The following is a 16799-nucleotide window of genomic DNA, read 5'->3' as shown; positions in this document are numbered from 1 at the left end:
TCTAGCAAAGTAACTAGTCATGTAAATGTTAAAAAATTAAGGAAAATTCAAAAGAGATGAGAAATACGAAGCAGGTTATTGCCAGCAATATCATTCCAACAACTAACCAGCATTTTTTAAGATGCTTGTTAACTTTATAATTAATCCTTCAGCGGTTTACAATAAGTTTCTTTCACTGTAAACGCTAAAATTAGAGCAACCAAAGAACATAAAGGCAAAATACGTAAGCCAAATTGAAAATCGGAAAGCGTGAGCGTTTCAACATGATAAGCACGTACACCTGACACTAAGTCTACTAATCGCCCAACTAAAGGTTGCAGTAAAGCACCTACAAAAATGGAGGTCATATTGGTAAATGCGATTGATGTTCCGATCACATTGCGTTTATGCAATTCGGTTGACACTGCATAAGCAATTGCAACACCTGTATTGGTCAAACCAAAAATAAAAAACAATAGGTAAGCAGTATTTTTATTCAAATTAGGATAAAACACAAAAAGTGTACTAAGGACAAGACCAAATAAAGCAGAAACTATCATAATGGGCTTCCTTCGTCCCATTTTATCAGATAACCAGCCCGATAAAGGTCCACCGATTCCCCAACCAATAAAAATCAACCCAGTAGCAAACGCTGCGGCATGTGCACTAAGCCCTCTGCCATATTGAAGATAAGCAGGTCCAATTGCTTCGCCAATAACAGCTGTTGGGCCAAAAAGAAACCCGGCGTATAATGCATTTAGCCAAGCTTGGCGATGCGATAAAATAACACGAAGACTTTGTAAGATACTCAGTCTCTTTACTTCAGTTTCTTTATGAATTTTAGTGCCCGGCTTATCCTGAACAAATTGGTAGAGTAACGCTGCAAGTACAATGAATAAAAATGCAATGACCAGCATGCTGTGCCGCCATCCAATAGCACCAACCAAAAAAGATACCGGTGCTTCACCAGCAGCCGCACCTAACATGCCTAACGCTTGCGTTAAACCCGCCAGTAATCCAAGCATAATTGGAGGGAACCAGGAAGTGGCTAAACGTAAAGCACAAACAAAAGCAAACGCGGCACTGAATCCGATGAGCATACGACCAACCGAAGCTGTCATTAAACCATCAGCCAAGCCAAACACACAACAACCAAAGGCAGTAACAAGAGACATAACCGTTAGTAACCAACGAATACTGATTCTGTCAACAGTAAGCCCAACTGGAATTTGCATTAAAATATAAGGAATATAAAATGAAGCAGTGAGAATACCAAACCCAGCTTCATTCATACCAAAATCAATTTGTAAATCACGATGCATGACACCTGGCGCAACCCGAGCCATGTAATCGGAAAAATAAAAGGTGGCGGCAAGACCCCAAACAAGCCATGCATAGCCAAGTTGATTTTTACGTAACTTTTCTGCTTGAGATAGAACAAATGTCTTCATAAATCCACTAATTTCTTTTACAGTCATGACGAATAGACTGTTCTATTCCTAATGTACAAGTCACAAATTTGTTCAACAAAGATGCAGACCAAATGATTTATTATACTGGTACGGTCAATAATTTCAACACTTTGCTTAAAAGTAGCATTTTATCAAAAATACGGAGTTTTCCAGTAACACTCTAAAGATTATAATGCCTTCATTATTTATGACTAATACGAAAGAAAGATATATGCATTATTCTATTAGACCTATTCTACCCAAAGATACAGATCAATTATTTACCATGTTTATTGATTTGGTAAAGCACGAAGGCATATTCGAACGCTTCAAATTAACAAGATCACGCTTAGAAAATGAATTATTTGGAACAGATGCAGACTGGAATTGTTTAGTTGCCGTGAATAGGCAAGATCAACTTATTGGATTTTGTTTATACACTTTTGCCAATATTAATAGAGCCTTTAACCGCAATCCTATGATACAAATTGATGATTTATATGTCAGTCCTTCCTATAGACGGCTCAAAGTAGGCCGACATTTATTAAAACAGCTTGCATTGATTGCAAAAGAAAAAAATATTGGAAGATTTAATATCTGGTGTGTGAAAGATAACACAATAGGTCAGAACTTTTATCAAAAAATAGACGCTGAAAAACTGGAGTTTATTGATGTATATTCTCTCTCTATTGATAAATTATTATCTTAATTGATCAATGTGCGGTAGGTTTCAAATCATTTAAGCCCACTTGTTTGGAATAATCAATAAATTTTAAGTATCCTTGAGCAAAAAATCAGCTTCAATTAAACAGGTCAAAGAACATGAATGAATTAGAAAAAGCAATTGCCAAAGCTTTTACCGCCGATGGCAGTAATAAAGAAGCCAATAAAGCTTACTTGGAATTTATTAAAGCTAATTTTATTATCCCTATCGAAAAAAATTCTGACGCCAAAGAACCTGAGGTGCTTTATTTGGAAGAAAATGGTCAAATTTTTTTACCGGTTTTTACCAACATGAGCTTTTTTAATCAATGGGTTTATGACATTTCAGATAAAATTCAAATACTGCACCTCACTGGTGTGAATCTTTTAAAAGGGCTTGGCGAAAACGTTTTTGTGAGCCTAAACATTGGCAGCGACCTATACAAAGAATTCAATCCCAGCGAACTGGCAAGAATGCGAAGCATGGTGCTAAAGCTGTTTAATTAACCAAAATAAATCCCATGCAATTTTTACAATGAGATCAAGCTGGCTATACTCAATTTTTTATTAGAAACTCATGCATAAAAAGAAAAAAACCCTAAATCATAATATCTTAGAGCCTGTTCAAAACAGGCTCTCATACAACCCAGGGCTTTTAAAAAACATTAGGCAACTAAATCAATGACCTGATATCCAACAAGCGCTGAAACGGCAATAACACCTGTAATTTCCAAGACTTTGGCAAAAAACATATATTTTAGCTGCTCATGATACGCTTCATCGTTAGCCGCTTTTTTTACTGAATCGACGGAGCTACTCATATAATCAGCAAGATCATAGATAGGCGTTTCACCATAAAAACCAGCCCACCACCCTTCAAGCCATTGTTCACTTTCTTTTGTACCTGTACGGAAAGGATTCTCTGTCTCCTCTATTTCCGCCAAAGCACACTCATAACCGAAAGCATAACACTCTTCAAAACTTGGGTGTTCAATATTAAATTGCAATTTAACATCTGATAATAGCCCCTTGAAATTGTCCATGTTGCTATCCCCCTTCTTAATAAATTTCTTGATGATTATCCATGTACTAGACAACCATTCCATTTAGATACCATTCTATCGCTGGAAATAAGACTGTGCTTATGAGAGGAAAAAATTTACGTTTTTTTGACAATAAATTATGGAGCCAATCTTCGATGAACCCATTCGCCTTCTTTACGATAATAATGAATGCGATCATGTAAGCGACTGTCACGCCCTTGCCAAAACTCAATCTCGTCAGGAATTATAATATACCCGCCCCAATGCTCAGGGCGCACCACCGTTTCTTGTTGATGATTAACAATTAAGTCATTTAATCTTTGCTCAAGTTCGGCTCTTCCTGTAACTTCCTGACTTTGCGGGGATACAATAGCGCTGAATTGACTGGCTTTTGGCCTTGATGCGAAATACATATCAGACTGAACAGTAGTAGTCCGTTTGACACGCCCACGGATTCGAACTTGCCTTGCTGTTTGCGGCCAATAGAAATTTAGTGCTGCGTATGGATTTTTGGCGATTTGCATGGCCTTGGCACTTTGATAGTTTGTATAAAAAATAAACGTACTGTCTTCTATGCCTTTTAAAAGTACCACACGAGAATCTGGAAAACCTCTTTCATCGGCCGTGGAAAGCACCATGGCTGTCGGATCACTTTTCTCCGATTGCAATACCTCAGTAAACCATTCTTCAAATAATTCAATTGGATTATCCGGTATTGTTTCTTCACTTAAATTCAATTGACCATACTCACGGCGGATATCTGAGATTGTTTTCCATTTGCTTTTATTCATAACCCATCTCTTGAAAATCAGAGGCTAAAGTATATCGCTTATTTTGACCCTCTTGCAGCGATTTTTTTATTTTTACAAGCCATTGAATCAGCCCGAACTCTTTCTTTTATTTTTCTACCCTGATTTGCATGGCTGTACTTTCGGATGTGTGGAATTGGCAGCAATAAACAAGGTTAGGCAAGAAGTGGAAAATTGATATCCAAGTTGATATAAGAGATGACAGGCAAGATCAAACTCTCCTGCCTGTCATTTAATGACTGATTTAACGAGCCAGCGTTACCACCCTGTAACTTCGGCAATGGCGTCCCCTAACTCCGCTGGGGAACGAACCGTTTTAACACCGGCGCTTTCAAGTGCCGCGAATTTATCTGCCGCTGTTCCTTTGCCACCTGAAATGATTGCCCCTGCATGTCCCATGCGTTTTCCAGGAGGAGCGGTTACCCCTGCGATATAAGAAACAACGGGTTTGCTTACATTTGATTTAATGTATTCAGCCGCTTCTTCTTCAGCGGTTCCGCCAATTTCACCAACCAAAATGATGGCCTCTGTTTTGGGATCTTGTTCAAACAATTCCAGCACATCAATAAATGAAGTACCAGGAATTGGATCGCCGCCAATGCCAACACACGTGCTTTGCCCAAAGCCTTTATCTGTCGTCTGCTTGACCGCTTCGTAAGTTAGCGTGCCTGAACGTGATACAATACCAACTTTACCTGGCAGATGGATAGAACCCGGCATAATACCTATTTTACATTCGCCTGGTGTGATAACGCCTGGACAGTTTGGACCTATTAGCCGGCTATCCGTATTATTTTCCAGATAAACTTTAACTTGTAACATATCCAGCACTGGTACCCCTTCAGTGATGCATACAATAAGTTTAATGCCGGCATCTGCAGCTTCCAGAATGGAATCTTTACAAAAAGGTGCAGGAACATAGATAACACTTGCATCTGCTCTGGTTTGCTCAACCGCTTCCCGTACCGTATTAAATACCGGTAAATCAAGATGCTTCTGACCACCTTTTCCAGGCGTTACCCCACCTACCATGCGAGTGCCATACTGTATAGCTTGCTCAGAATGGAAAGTGCCTTGCTTGCCAGTAAAACCCTGACAGACTACTCTTGTTTCTTTATTAATTAATATACTCATTACTTTGCCTCAGGAATAAATTTAGCAACCTCATAGGGTATTTCAAGGAAACAAACCTAAGCGATAGCTGCCACAATTTTTTTAGCCGCATCGGTCAAACTGTCGGCTGCTATAACATTCAAATCGCTTTGATTAAGAATATTCGCCCCCTCAACTGCATTATTCCCTTCGAGACGAACGACAACCGGTACTTTTACATGAACTTCTTTAACGGCCGCTAAAATCCCTTCGGCGATTAAGTCACATCGTACAATTCCGCCAAAAATATTCACTAATATGCCTTTTACCTTTTCATCAGACAGAATAATTTTGAATGCTTCACTAACTCGCTCTTTGGTTGCACCACCACCAACGTCCAGGAAATTAGCCGGCTCTCCTCCATGTAATTTAATAACATCCATCGTAGCCATAGCCAACCCTGCGCCATTAACCATACAGCCAATTTTGCCATCAAGAGGAATGTAATTTAATTCCCAGTCATGGGCGCGATTTTCTCGCTCATTTTCCTGAGTAGTATCTCGCATCGCCTTTAGTTTATGCTGCCGATATAATGCATTGGAATCTATATTGATCTTACCGTCCAAGCACACCAAATCACCAGATTTGGTAACGACTAGAGGATTAATTTCCAGCAAACTCAAATCACATTCAACAAACATTTTCCCCAAACCTAACATAAGATGAGTGAGCTGTTTAATTTGGTTATCATTTAAATCGAGTTTGAATCCGACTTCCCGACATTGAAACGGCATAACACCTACTAATGGATCCACGGTTATTTTGACAATTTTTTCGGGAGTTTCTTCCGCAACCTTTTCTATTTCAACCCCACCTTCCGTGGATGCCATGATCACCACACGACGAGAAGCACGATCAACGACTGCCCCCAGATACAATTCACGAGCTATATCGCTGGTTTCCTCCACTAACACAGAATGAACCGGCTGACCATGCTCATCCGTCTGATAGGTTATGAGGTTTGTGCCTAGCAATGACTTAGTATATTCTGCTAATTCCTCTTTACTAGATACAAGTTTCACACCTCCTGCCTTACCACGGCCGCCGGCATGTACCTGGGCTTTAACCACCCAGCGCGGGGTTGATAACTGTGTAGCAACCTGCAAAGCTTCCTCTACACTGTGTGCGACATCTCCATAAGGAACAGGCAAGCCATAGCTGGCAAACAACTGCTTGGCTTGGTATTCATGTAAATTCATTCTATATACCTTATAATTTATACATTAAGTAACAAACGTGATGGGTCTTCCAGCAATTCCTTCACACTCACTAAAAACTGCACTGAATCTTTGCCATCAATCAATCGATGGTCATAAGATAATGCAACATACATCATAGGGCGAATAACAATTTGTCCTTTCTCAACCACAGGACGCTCCTCAATTTTATGCATGCCTAAGATCCCTGTTTGTGGCGGATTAATAATTGGGGTAGCCAATAAAGATCCAAATACGCCACCGTTAGTGATTGTGAACGTTCCACCTTGCATTTCTTCCATGGATAATTTGCCTTGACGAGCACGTCCGGCAAAATCACCAATGGTCTTTTCAAGATCAGCCATACTTAATTGATCGGCATCTCTAACCACAGGAACGACCAAACCCCTTTCTGTTGAAACAGCAATACCGATATCATAATAACCATGATAAACAATATCCTGTTCATCAATAGAAGCATTTACTGCCGGGAAACGTTTTAGTGATTCAACAACCGCTTTAGTAAAAAAGGACATAAATCCTAACTTCACACCATGCTTTTTCTCAAAACGATCTTTATATTGAGAACGAAGATCCATGACAGCCTGTAAATTAACTTCATTAAATGTCGTTAACATGGCAGCGTTGTGCTGGGCTTGCAGCAAACGCTCTGCAACTCTGGCGCGAAGTCTTGACATGGGAACGCGTCGTTCTTCACGAAGACCGGCGGCTGGAGCCTCCTCACCACCTTTTTCCTTAGGCGCTGAAACTTCAGCAGCTTTGCTACGATTTGATTCAATAAATGAAAGAACATCTTCTTTAGTGATGCGACCTTCTTTGCCTGTGCCTTTAATTTGACTTGGCTGTAAATCATGTTCAGCTAAAAGCCGTCTGACTGCAGGGCTGGATGATTGATCGGAAGCGTCTTCTTCTGATTTTTCTTCTTTTTTTGTATCTGTTTTCTTTTCTTTTTCAGTATCTTTTGTAGCAGAAGTACCCTCCTCAATCCGAGCCAATAGTTCACCAGCTTTGACGGTATCTCCTTCCTCAAATAATAGTTCTTTCAATACCCCATCTGCCGGCGCTGGAACTTCAAGGACGACTTTATCCGTTTCCAAATCCAATATATTTTCATCGCGAGTCACTTTATCGCCAACTTTCTTATGCCAAGTTGCAATCGTTGCATCTGCGACCGATTCGGGTAAGACAGGTACCTTCACTTCAATAGACATAGTTTTACCTTCTTTGATTACGTAATTTAATGATTGCCAAAGTCTGGAATAAACATACCCTAAGAGCTAATCGCTCTAACACTAATCCAGTAAAGCCTTTTCCACCAATTCCTTCTGCTGCTGTGCATGAAGTTTTGGACTTCCAACAGCAGGTGCAGCAGCAAAACCTCTTCCAGCATAATAAAGAGAATGATCTTTATGCAGACAATCCTTAATATTATGTTGTGAAGAAAACCATATCCCTTGATTCTGGGGTTCTTCCTGACACCAAATGACGGTTTTTGCGTTTGAATATTTCGCCAACTCTTTAATCAGTGCTTTTTTGGGAAATGGATAGAGTTGTTCTATCCGGATTATCGCCACATGATTTAACTTATCATCACGTCTTTTTTGCAACAGATCATAGTAAACTTTTCCACAACACAACACCACTTTCGAGATTTTTTCCACATCTAAATCATCAACTTCTGCAAGTACATTTTGAAAGCTGCCTCGTGTTAGTTCTTGCATAGAAGACGTTGCCAATTTATGGCGCAACAGGCTTTTAGGCGACATAATAATTAATGGTTTGCGGAATTTTCGCAACACTTGACGACGTAATAAGTGAAAGATTTGAGCGGGCGTAGTCGGCGTACAGACTTGAATATTCTGCTGAGCGCATAATTGCATAAATCGCTCCAGGCGGGCAGATGAATGTTCAGGCCCCTGACCTTCATAACCATGCGGCAAAAGCATCACAAGCCCACATAAACGCCCCCATTTTTGCTCTCCTGAGCTGATAAATTGATCAATAACAACTTGCGCACCATTGGCAAAATCACCAAACTGGGCTTCCCATATCACCAATGAGTTAGGTTCAGAAGCAGCAAAACCATATTCAAAAGCTAAAACAGCCTCTTCAGACAGAACTGAATCAATCACAGCAAACGGTTTCATAGGATCAGAAGCAACCTTTTCTAACGGCGTTATCACCTTGCCTGTCTCTGCATCATGAAGAACAGCATGTCGGTGTGCAAATGTCCCACGTGCGGAATCTTGGCCCGACAGACGCACAGCATAACCTTCATGTAATAAAGTCGCATAAGCCATCGTTTCGGCATAACCCCAGTTTAGCGGCATTTCATCGGCCGCCATTTTTTCCCGTTCTGCCAACAATCGTTGAACCACAGAATGCGGTTTAAAATCATCCGGCAATGTGTGTAATTGCTTGGATAATTTTTGCAATGTTTGCTCATCTACCCCGGTATCTACCTTGTCGGTCCATTTTGCGTGAAGAAAAGGCGTCCAATCGACGGATATTTTTCCCTTGTAATCTCCTTTCATGGTATCAACCACAGCATGCCCTTTATCCAATTTATCCCGGTATTCTTCCATCAGCTTATCAATCTGTGCTTCAGTGATTAAGCCTGCTTCAATGAGCTGCTTTGTATAGAGCTCACGAACCGTTGGCATTGATTTTATTTTTTTATACATCAGTGGTTGAGTAACCGATGGTTCATCCGCTTCATTATGACCATGACGACGGTAACAGACCAAGTCCAAAACAACGTCACGCTTAAATTTCATACGAAATTCAAACGCAATCTGAGTCGCAAACACCACCGCCTCAGGATCATTACCATTCACATGAATCACTGGCGCCTGAACCATTTTTGCAACATCCGTACAATAGAGCGTTGAACGAGCATCCAAAGGATTGCTGGTGGTAAAACCAATCTGATTATTGACGACAATATGCACCGTACCACCAGTACAATAGCCACGTGCCTGAGAAAAATTAAACGTTTCCATCACCACACCCTGGCCGGCAAAAGCAGCATCACCATGGATAACAACCGGCACAACGGCACTTTTCTTTTCCAGATCATGGCGCCGTCGTAAACGAGAGCGCGCTGACCCCTGAACAACAGGACCAATAATTTCCAGATGCGAAGGATTGAAAGCAAGGGCAACATGAACAACATTGCCTGCTTCTGTACATAAATCAGAAGAAAACCCAAGGTGGTATTTCACATCACCCGTTCGCTCACCATCGATTTTTCCTTCAAACTCCTGAAACAATTGATTAGGTTCTTTGCCCAAAACATTGACCAGCACATTCAAACGACCACGATGAGCCATACCAATCACAATTTCTTTAACCTCATGCTCACCACCTCGCCGGATAATTTCTTTTACAACCGGCACTAGAGCATCACCGCCTTCTAACGAAAACCGCTTTTGTCCAACGAAACGAGTTCCTAAATAACGCTCCAACCCTTCTGTAGCAATTAATTCTTTCAGGATGGCAAGTTTTTTCTCAGAATCAATCGTAGGCTTACCTCGGACGGATTCTAATTGCTGCTGCAGCCATTTTCTTTCTTCGGTATTAGCAATGTGCATATATTCAATACCAATGCTGCTGCAATACGTTTCACGCAGTGCCTCATAGATTTCAGACAAAGACATTCGTTCTTTAACAAATGTGTTACCTGCAAAAAAGGTCTGCCTCTTATCCATATCAGATAAATGGTGATAGGAAAGTTCGAGACTAGCAACCGATGGTCGATCAACCATTTCAAGAGGATCCAATTTGGCTACAAGATGACCATAAGTTCTATAGGCATTAATCAGATGCGCCACTTCAGCTTGCTTTATATCTGCGGAAACAACCTGCACTTTTTTCTTATCTGCATGCTGGAGAAAATAATCACGTATATCTCGGTGAGAAACCTCGTTGAGCTGGCCATCTACCTTTGGTAAATCACGAAATGCCTGCTGCCAATCCGCGGGGACTGAGGCTGGGTCTTTAAGATAATCTTCATATAAAGAATCAACATACGCCATGCTTCCTCCAGAAAGGTAGGAAGATGCCCATTCTTTTTGCAGATTACTGCTGCTCATTACTTCTTTCTCCAAGGGGTCTGTCCAATAGACAAAAAACAATATCGAATCCGCTCAAATTTTCTGATGCCCCAGTGTTGCATGGGAATCGCTGCAAGTGTAGGCTACTTGTTGTAAAAATGCCAAAAACCCTAGTACCGAGCATGCCTCCATGAAAGAGTCTTCCAGTCGCTTAGGGTTTTCCGTTAATTTACAGCGGCCTTCTTGGCCTGAAAAATTTAAGACCATACAGGGCATCATCAATTGAGTATTTTAAGCTGCAAATTGCGCTAATTTGCTCAAACGTTGCTTCGAAAAACTAATTGAGGCCCTAGACAATCAGTTAAGTTTCATGGGTCAACATTTGTTGACGTATTTCTCCAATCGCTTTCGATGGATCGAGTCCTTTCGGACAAACATTCGTGCAATTCATGATGGTACGACATCGAAATACACTGAATGGGTCTTGTAATTTATTTAATCGATGCGTTGTTGCAGTATCGCGGCTATCCGCCAAAAACCGCCGGGCTTGCAACAATCCGGCAGGCCCCACAAACTTATCCGGATTCCACCAATAAGACGGACAAGAACTCGTACAACAAGCACATAATATACATTCATATAAACCATCTAACTTGGCCCGCTCTTCTGGAGATTGTAAGTATTCGCGCGCTGGAACAACCCCATCATGTTGTAGATAAGGTTCTATGCGCTCATATTGGTGATAGAATTGAGTCAGATCAACGACCAGATCACGAACGATTGGGAAACCAGGTAATGGACGAATGACTATTTTATCGGTATTTAACTTAGATAAGTGCGTCACGCAAGCTAGCCCATTAGTACCATTAATATTCATACCATCCGAACCGCATACCCCCTCGCGGCAAGAGCGCCGAAAGGCAAGGGTAGCATCCTGTTCCATTTTCAAGCGTTCAAGCAACGTCAATAACATAGGGTCGCTTTTTTCCGGAATAGCTATCTCATAATCTTTCATATAAGGCTTAGCATCAACCTCAGGGTTATAGCGATAAATCGACAAAGTCAGTTTTCGGGTATCCGCCATAATATATCCTCATTAATAAACACGTTCTTTCGGCTCAAACGGCTCGACGTATTTGGGGGTCGTATTCACCGGCCGATAATCGATTTGATCATCTTCGGCAAAATACAAGGTGTGTTTAATCCAATTGGCATCATCTCGTTTTGGATAATCTTCACGACTATGCGCACCACGACTTTCCTTACGGCTCAGTGCTGATTTGGCAGTCGCATAAGCCGTCACCATCAAGTTATCCAGTTCTAAAACCGTCACTCGCTCTGTATTAAATACATGGCTTTTATCCAGTAATTTGGCGTGAATCAACCGTTCCCGCAATGCTTGTAAGCGTTCCAAGCCTTTTTCCATCACATCGCCCGTACGAAATACACCAAAATCCTCTTGCATAACGCGTTGCATTTCATCGCGAATAGCAGCAGGATTTTCGCCGTCCTTAGAATTCTCCCAGCGGTGATAACGAACCATAGACGCTGCAATATCATCTTCAGATACATACGACACATCAGGGAGCTGATTAGATTGCCATAGCTCTTCCACATGCAATCCGGCTGCTCGGCCAAACACCACGAGGTCCAGCAAAGAATTTCCACCCAGACGATTTGCACCATGCACCGAAACACAAGCGCATTCACCCACGGCATATAACCCTTCGACCACTTGCTCTTTGCTACGATGTTTGGTCAGAACCTGTCCATGAATATTAGTCGGTATACCACCCATACTGTAATGGCAAGTAGGAACAACTGGAATAGGTTCAACAATCGGATCAACACCGGCAAACTGCAGTGAAAGCTCACGAATTCCTGGCAGACGAGATTTAATTAAATCAGCCCCCAGATGATCCAATTTTAATTTAACATGATCAACACCTTTAGGATCAAAACCTTTTCCGGCGCGCAATTCCAAAGCAATGGCTCTTGAAACAACGTCACGGGATGCCAAATCTTTCACATGCGGTGCATAGCGTTCCATGAAACGCTCACCATCCTTATTGATGAGATAGCCACCTTCTCCTCGGCAACCTTCTGTCACCAAAGTACCTGCCCCAGCTATCCCGGTAGGATGAAATTGCCACATTTCCATATCTTGCAAAGGCAGTCCTGCACGCAATGCCATACCAAAACCATCCCCCGTATTAATATAGGCATTCGTTGTTGATTGAAATATGCGCCCCGCTCCTCCTGTCGCCAAAATACATACTCGACTTTGGAAAAAAACCAACTCACCCGTTTCAATGCACATGGCAGTAACGCCAGCAATACGGCCATGACTGTCTTTTACTAGATCCAAAGCCAACCACTCACTAAATATATGAGTTTTAGCCTTTAAATTCTGCTGATATAAAGTATGTAATAAAGCATGTCCTGTTCTATCTGCTGCAGCACAGGTACGCGTTGCCTGATCACCACCAAAATTTTTAGATTGGCCGCCAAAAGGACGTTGATAAATCTTTCCATTGTCCATGCGAGAGAAAGGCAACCCCATATGTTCCAACTCATAAACCGCTTCAGGACCTGTTTTACATAAATATTCAATGGACTCCTGATCGCCAATGTAATCAGCTCCTTTGACGGTATCGTACATATGCCAACGCCAATCATCTTCATCGGCATTACCAAGTGCTGAGGTTATTCCACCTTGGGCAGATACAGTATGAGAACGTGTAGGAAAAACTTTAGACAAGAGTGCAACTTTCATACCGGAATTAGCCAGCTGCAATGCAGCACGCATCCCTGCTCCTCCTGCACCAATAATCACTGCATCAAAATTGTTACGCACAAAAGCCATTATTATTGTCCCCAAACAATCATTAAACCCCAGATAAATTGACCAAGCAAAAACAACACCACAAGAAATTGCACAGAAATTCTAATTACTTTACCTTTCAGATAATCCGTTGTTACCGTCCAAATCCCTATCCAGGCGTGTAATAAAAAGGTCAGTAACGCAATAACACTGGCAATTTTCATCCAGGTTGCGTGAAATAAGAAACGCCACTCCTCGTATTGTAATTGCGGATGCATAAGTAAAAATACCAGCAGAAACAAGGAATATACGGCAAAATAGATTGCTGTAACCCGTTGAATCAGCCAGTCTCTCAGTCCATTACCAGTTAAGCTTGTGACATTTGTTACCATATCCAGATTCCCAGAAAAATTATCAAAATGATCGCAAAAACAATGACAATAATTGCACTCCGCCGCCCTGCTTCCAAGCCTTCCCCAAAGCCCATGTCCATACATACATGGCGAATACCCGCCAACAAATGGTAAGTTAATGCGGCACTAAATATCCAAAGCATCAGCTTATAATAAGGATTAACAAGCAATTCACTCACGTGTTGGAACGTTGCGGATGAGCTTAATGACAAGCTGAATAGATAAAGCAACATCGGGAACAATAAAAATAGCACAATCCCTGCGATACGATGCAAAATGGATGCGATCGCCATCGGTGGATACTTCAAGCTAGTCAGGTCAAGATTGACTGGTCTTTTCTGCTTCACGGTGATTTTCTTCCTTCTTGGAAATTTAATATAGAACTGCTGCGAAACGATACGGAATCATCGACAAGCACCAGTAAAACTCAGGAAGTATACCACTCTGTTTTTTCCAGGCAAAGTTTAACAATTCTTCATTTAGAAATATTATAAGATTCTCTCTCTGATGATGGACAGATTAAAATGTACTTTATTCGATACTTAGGCGCGTTGATTTATGATGCACTTGTTCTACTTACTTTATTTATGGTCTTTACTGCTTTATGTCTTTTAGGTCGACACGGTAAAGCCATCCATCCAGGAACTTATTGGTATCAGCTAAGTTTATTAAGCATTATTTACTATTATTATTTTCTATCTTATCGATATGGAGGACAAACGATTGGACTGCGGGCATGGAAACTGAAGCTTGTTTCACACACCTTTCCTCTGAAGCAAAAACAAATACTAGCAAGGTTCTTACTGACTATTCCTGCCTTGTTTTATGGAGCAGCCTCTTTGAAAAACCCAAGAACCATACTCAAACACTGGACAAAATGTCACATCATGACCGTTTAGTGGTTGCTGCAGTCGAAGTATGAGGATGCCTATAAGTATCCCTTGGTGCTTCCGGTGGATAACCATAACCTTTATCCGCCAAACGCTTCACATTCTGCAGGTAACGTTCTCCCCATACCCCTGGATCAAAATTGGTAACAACCACGTTGTAATTAAGATTAATAACCGATTCAAACGCTTTGCGTTGTGCCAATTCATGTCCACCAAAAGCAATTTGAACTTCAGTCTCTGTATCAATACCACCCGATTTCAGACGCTCGACTAAAAGATAAATCATTTTTTCAATCGTTAAATATAACTTATACATTGACATCCCAATGGTAAGCATTTCCTCACCCTTAGAGGTGCTAAGCTTATATCCATGATCATAGATGGTATAAACAAATTCAAGTTCACCACTATCATCTATCACGGCTGGTGGAATAATTAAGGGGGGGGATATCGTGTCAATGGTTGGACTGATGATAAACAAATGAAAGTCAGCCCATCGCCACCATAATTGATACACTCTTTCTACAAGAATAACAGGGTCAAATTCATCTTCTTCATATAAAGCCTTGCGCTCATCATCACCCTGTTGCACCAGGTCTTCCATAGAAGTGTCTTTGGAATCTTCTGCCATTACGCTTCAACCAATTTATTATTATATAAGATAATCTTAGCCGAAAATCATCAATGTAGCACGATTCACAATAAATATCTTATTGTTTCGTGGCAGAAAGCCATTTGAATATGTTACTTTTACGGTAAATTATAAAACAACATCCAAAAACAGGGCAGAAATAAATGAATGGCTCTATTAGCAACTCTCAAAGCCCTAAGTTAACGCTTTCTCTTTTAATGATCATTTTATTGCTTGCAGCACTAATGCAAATGTCTACTGATTTATATACACCATCTCTTCCTGCCATAACCAGCGCATTAAACAGTGACCCAGGAACGATACAATTTACCCTATCTATTTTCATGCTAGGCTTTAGTGCGTCGCATTTGTTTTATGGCCCTCTTTCCGACCGCATAGGCAGAAAAAAACCAATTTTGCTTGGCGTAGGAATCAGCATTACAGGGAGTTTACTTTGTTTTTTCTCAACATCAACACCACTTCTAATCTCAGGACGACTCATCCAAGGTTTTGGCATTGGCTGTTGTAATTCCGTTGGACGCTCCTTGGCCAGAGATCTATTAAACGATCGGATGCTAGCAAAAATTGGCTCTTATGTTGGCATGGTTAGCGTTGCTATTTTAGCATTTTCTCCTGTATTGGGGGGTTACATCCAGTTCCATCTGGGATGGAGAGCTAATTTTATGGCTTTATTTATTTTGGGCTTCATCACATGGTTTCTAACCGCCTTATATCTTCCCGAGACAAATCAACATCCAAACCCGCGGGCAACCAAATTAAGCGTTATGAAGCAAAATTATTTAACATTATTTTACAATAAAACATTTCTTGGCTACACGCTTTGCGCCTGTTTTGCCGGAGCAGGAATCATAGCTTATCTGACCGTGGCACCTTTCCTTTTGCAAGAAACTCTTGGATTAACCCCCATCCAATTTGGATGGTTAGCCTTTGTCATTGCCGCAGGCATTTTTATCAGTGGTTTTATTAATAGCCTGTTGGTTTTAAAAAAAGGAATACCCATCATGGTCTTAAGCGGTGGATTATTAATGCTACTTGCAGGAATAATCATGCTATTATTTGCTTTATCGGGATTTATTAATGTTCTGGTGATTATGGTCCCTGTTGCCTTATTCAGCATAGGCGCAGGGTTTACCTTTATTAACGCGTTTGCCGGAGCCTTTAATCCATTCCCTAACATGGCAGGTACAGTGGGCGCCTTGTATGGCTGTCTTCAAGATTTAAGTGCCGCATTAGTCAGTATGATAATTGCTTTTATGGATATGAATAACCAGTTTATTCTGGCAGCAACTCTACTCATTCTTGCCATACTTTCCTTGTTTGCCTGGCAATTAGCGACGCAGAGCCGTTCCTGATCGTTTATTATTAAAAAAAGGAAATTCGTGATGAAATTAAGTGATGGTGAATTAAAAAAAATCATTAGCCGATTATCAGGTGCATCGATACAAACCATTGATGACGATACAACTCTCATTGAAGACCTTCATATGGATTCTCTAAAGATTGTCGAATTACTCGCCATCCTTAGTGAAGAATATAAACTGTCGGTTACAGAAGAAGATGTAATAAAATTTCATACTTATAAAGACTTGTACGATTTCACCCAGCGATGAAT

The 16799-nt window shown here is 41.0% G+C and carries 17 protein-coding genes; 5 read left to right on the top strand and 12 right to left on the bottom strand.

Annotated features, from left to right (window positions below):
• Positions 1-140 precede the first annotated feature (140 nt).
• Entirely contained in the window at positions 141-1430 is a 1290-nt protein-coding gene (locus E1O52_RS08740) for an MFS transporter (protein ID WP_133128372.1), read from the bottom strand.
• A gap of 193 nt (positions 1431-1623) precedes the next feature.
• Between E1O52_RS08740 and E1O52_RS08735 the strand changes: the two genes are divergently transcribed.
• Positions 1624-2139 carry a GNAT family N-acetyltransferase gene (locus tag E1O52_RS08735; protein WP_133128333.1) on the top strand — a complete coding sequence of 172 codons (516 nt, stop codon included), beginning with the start codon at positions 1624-1626 and terminating at the stop codon, positions 2137-2139.
• 113 nt (positions 2140-2252) lie between these two features.
• Positions 2253-2639: an SseB family protein gene (locus tag E1O52_RS08730; RefSeq protein WP_133128332.1), complete on the top strand. Its 387-nt coding sequence runs from the start codon at positions 2253-2255 to the stop codon at positions 2637-2639.
• A gap of 158 nt (positions 2640-2797) precedes the next feature.
• Here E1O52_RS08730 and E1O52_RS08725 read toward each other — a convergent pair whose 3' ends face one another.
• The 10 genes from E1O52_RS08725 to sdhC form a co-directional block, all read right to left on the bottom strand.
• Positions 2798-3175: a transmission trait enhancer LetE gene (locus E1O52_RS08725; protein WP_133128331.1), complete on the bottom strand. Its 378-nt coding sequence runs from the start codon at positions 3173-3175 to the stop codon at positions 2798-2800.
• A gap of 137 nt (positions 3176-3312) precedes the next feature.
• The gene (gene pdxH / locus E1O52_RS08720; RefSeq protein WP_133128330.1) at positions 3313-3966 is read right to left on the bottom strand and encodes a pyridoxamine 5'-phosphate oxidase; all 654 of its coding nucleotides are present in this window, start codon (positions 3964-3966) and stop codon (positions 3313-3315) included.
• A gap of 276 nt (positions 3967-4242) precedes the next feature.
• A complete protein-coding gene (gene sucD, locus E1O52_RS08715) occupies positions 4243-5118 on the bottom strand; it encodes a succinate--CoA ligase subunit alpha (protein WP_133128329.1) in 876 nt (291 codons plus the stop codon).
• 56 nt (positions 5119-5174) lie between these two features.
• Positions 5175-6335, bottom strand: coding sequence for an ADP-forming succinate--CoA ligase subunit beta (gene sucC / locus E1O52_RS08710; RefSeq protein ID WP_133128328.1), 1161 nt, complete (start codon positions 6333-6335; stop codon positions 5175-5177).
• A gap of 17 nt (positions 6336-6352) precedes the next feature.
• Positions 6353-7564 (bottom strand): 2-oxoglutarate dehydrogenase complex dihydrolipoyllysine-residue succinyltransferase, encoded by a 1212-nt coding sequence (odhB, locus tag E1O52_RS08705; protein WP_133128327.1) that lies wholly within the window; start codon positions 7562-7564, stop codon positions 6353-6355.
• Positions 7565-7645: 81 nt separating this feature from the next.
• The gene (locus E1O52_RS08700) at positions 7646-10447 is read right to left on the bottom strand and encodes a 2-oxoglutarate dehydrogenase E1 component (RefSeq protein WP_133128326.1); all 2802 of its coding nucleotides are present in this window, start codon (positions 10445-10447) and stop codon (positions 7646-7648) included.
• Between the two features lie 322 nt (positions 10448-10769).
• Complete coding sequence (locus tag E1O52_RS08695; RefSeq protein WP_133128325.1) at positions 10770-11492, bottom strand: succinate dehydrogenase iron-sulfur subunit; 723 nt, start codon at positions 11490-11492, stop codon at positions 10770-10772.
• Between the two features lie 12 nt (positions 11493-11504).
• Positions 11505-13274: a succinate dehydrogenase flavoprotein subunit gene (gene sdhA / locus E1O52_RS08690; RefSeq protein WP_133128324.1), complete on the bottom strand. Its 1770-nt coding sequence runs from the start codon at positions 13272-13274 to the stop codon at positions 11505-11507.
• A gap of 2 nt (positions 13275-13276) precedes the next feature.
• Positions 13277-13624 (bottom strand): succinate dehydrogenase, hydrophobic membrane anchor protein, encoded by a 348-nt coding sequence (gene sdhD / locus E1O52_RS08685; RefSeq protein WP_133128323.1) that lies wholly within the window; start codon positions 13622-13624, stop codon positions 13277-13279.
• Positions 13618-13992 carry a succinate dehydrogenase, cytochrome b556 subunit gene (gene sdhC / locus E1O52_RS08680; RefSeq protein WP_133128322.1) on the bottom strand — a complete coding sequence of 125 codons (375 nt, stop codon included), beginning with the start codon at positions 13990-13992 and terminating at the stop codon, positions 13618-13620. Before sdhC ends, sdhD begins: the two co-directional genes overlap by 7 nt.
• 177 nt (positions 13993-14169) lie before the next feature.
• On the opposite strand from sdhC, the gene E1O52_RS08675 reads away from it, so the two are divergent.
• Positions 14170-14544: an RDD family protein gene (locus E1O52_RS08675; protein ID WP_133128321.1), complete on the top strand. Its 375-nt coding sequence runs from the start codon at positions 14170-14172 to the stop codon at positions 14542-14544.
• On the opposite strand, the gene E1O52_RS08670 is transcribed toward E1O52_RS08675, so the two are convergent.
• Positions 14531-15166, bottom strand: a complete 636-nt coding sequence (locus tag E1O52_RS08670; RefSeq protein WP_133128320.1) for a virulence factor — start codon at positions 15164-15166, stop codon at positions 14531-14533. The two genes, E1O52_RS08675 and E1O52_RS08670, sit on opposite strands and share 14 nt — an antisense overlap.
• Before the next feature lie 164 nt (positions 15167-15330).
• On the opposite strand from E1O52_RS08670, the gene E1O52_RS08665 reads away from it, so the two are divergent.
• On the top strand, positions 15331-16539 hold the full coding sequence (locus E1O52_RS08665) for a multidrug effflux MFS transporter (protein WP_133128319.1): 1209 nt from the start codon (positions 15331-15333) through the stop codon (positions 16537-16539).
• A gap of 30 nt (positions 16540-16569) precedes the next feature.
• On the top strand, positions 16570-16797 hold the full coding sequence (locus tag E1O52_RS08660; protein WP_133128371.1) for an acyl carrier protein: 228 nt from the start codon (positions 16570-16572) through the stop codon (positions 16795-16797).
• Positions 16798-16799 lie beyond the last annotated feature (2 nt).

It is taken from the genome of Legionella nagasakiensis, assembly GCF_900639915.1.
Lineage (GTDB): Bacteria > Pseudomonadota > Gammaproteobacteria > Legionellales > Legionellaceae > Legionella_A > Legionella_A nagasakiensis.
Note: the sequence above shows the minus strand (reverse complement) of the source record. Positions and strands in the feature narration are given on the sequence as shown.

Excerpts from the sequence above, each read along its gene's own strand:
- sdhA (WP_133128324.1), bottom strand. The coding sequence starts at position 13,274 with ATGGCTTTTGTGCGTAACAATTTTGATGCAGTGATTATTGGTGCAGGA.
- E1O52_RS08700 (WP_133128326.1), bottom strand. The coding sequence starts at position 10,447 with ATGAGCAGCAGTAATCTGCAAAAAGAATGGGCATCTTCCTACCTTTCT.
- E1O52_RS08660 (WP_133128371.1), top strand. The coding sequence starts at position 16,570 with ATGAAATTAAGTGATGGTGAATTAAAAAAAATCATTAGCCGATTATCA.
- E1O52_RS08695 (WP_133128325.1), bottom strand. The coding sequence starts at position 11,492 with ATGGCGGATACCCGAAAACTGACTTTGTCGATTTATCGCTATAACCCT.
- E1O52_RS08675 (WP_133128321.1), top strand. The coding sequence starts at position 14,170 with ATGTACTTTATTCGATACTTAGGCGCGTTGATTTATGATGCACTTGTT.
- sucD (WP_133128329.1), bottom strand. The coding sequence starts at position 5,118 with ATGAGTATATTAATTAATAAAGAAACAAGAGTAGTCTGTCAGGGTTTT.
- sdhD (WP_133128323.1), bottom strand. The coding sequence starts at position 13,624 with ATGGTAACAAATGTCACAAGCTTAACTGGTAATGGACTGAGAGACTGG.
- E1O52_RS08670 (WP_133128320.1), bottom strand. The coding sequence starts at position 15,166 with ATGGCAGAAGATTCCAAAGACACTTCTATGGAAGACCTGGTGCAACAG.
- odhB (WP_133128327.1), bottom strand. The coding sequence starts at position 7,564 with ATGTCTATTGAAGTGAAGGTACCTGTCTTACCCGAATCGGTCGCAGAT.
- sucC (WP_133128328.1), bottom strand. The coding sequence starts at position 6,335 with ATGAATTTACATGAATACCAAGCCAAGCAGTTGTTTGCCAGCTATGGC.
- E1O52_RS08740 (WP_133128372.1), bottom strand. The coding sequence starts at position 1,430 with ATGAAGACATTTGTTCTATCTCAAGCAGAAAAGTTACGTAAAAATCAA.
- pdxH (WP_133128330.1), bottom strand. The coding sequence starts at position 3,966 with ATGAATAAAAGCAAATGGAAAACAATCTCAGATATCCGCCGTGAGTAT.
- E1O52_RS08665 (WP_133128319.1), top strand. The coding sequence starts at position 15,331 with ATGAATGGCTCTATTAGCAACTCTCAAAGCCCTAAGTTAACGCTTTCT.
- E1O52_RS08725 (WP_133128331.1), bottom strand. The coding sequence starts at position 3,175 with ATGGACAATTTCAAGGGGCTATTATCAGATGTTAAATTGCAATTTAAT.
- E1O52_RS08730 (WP_133128332.1), top strand. The coding sequence starts at position 2,253 with ATGAATGAATTAGAAAAAGCAATTGCCAAAGCTTTTACCGCCGATGGC.
- E1O52_RS08735 (WP_133128333.1), top strand. The coding sequence starts at position 1,624 with ATGCCTTCATTATTTATGACTAATACGAAAGAAAGATATATGCATTAT.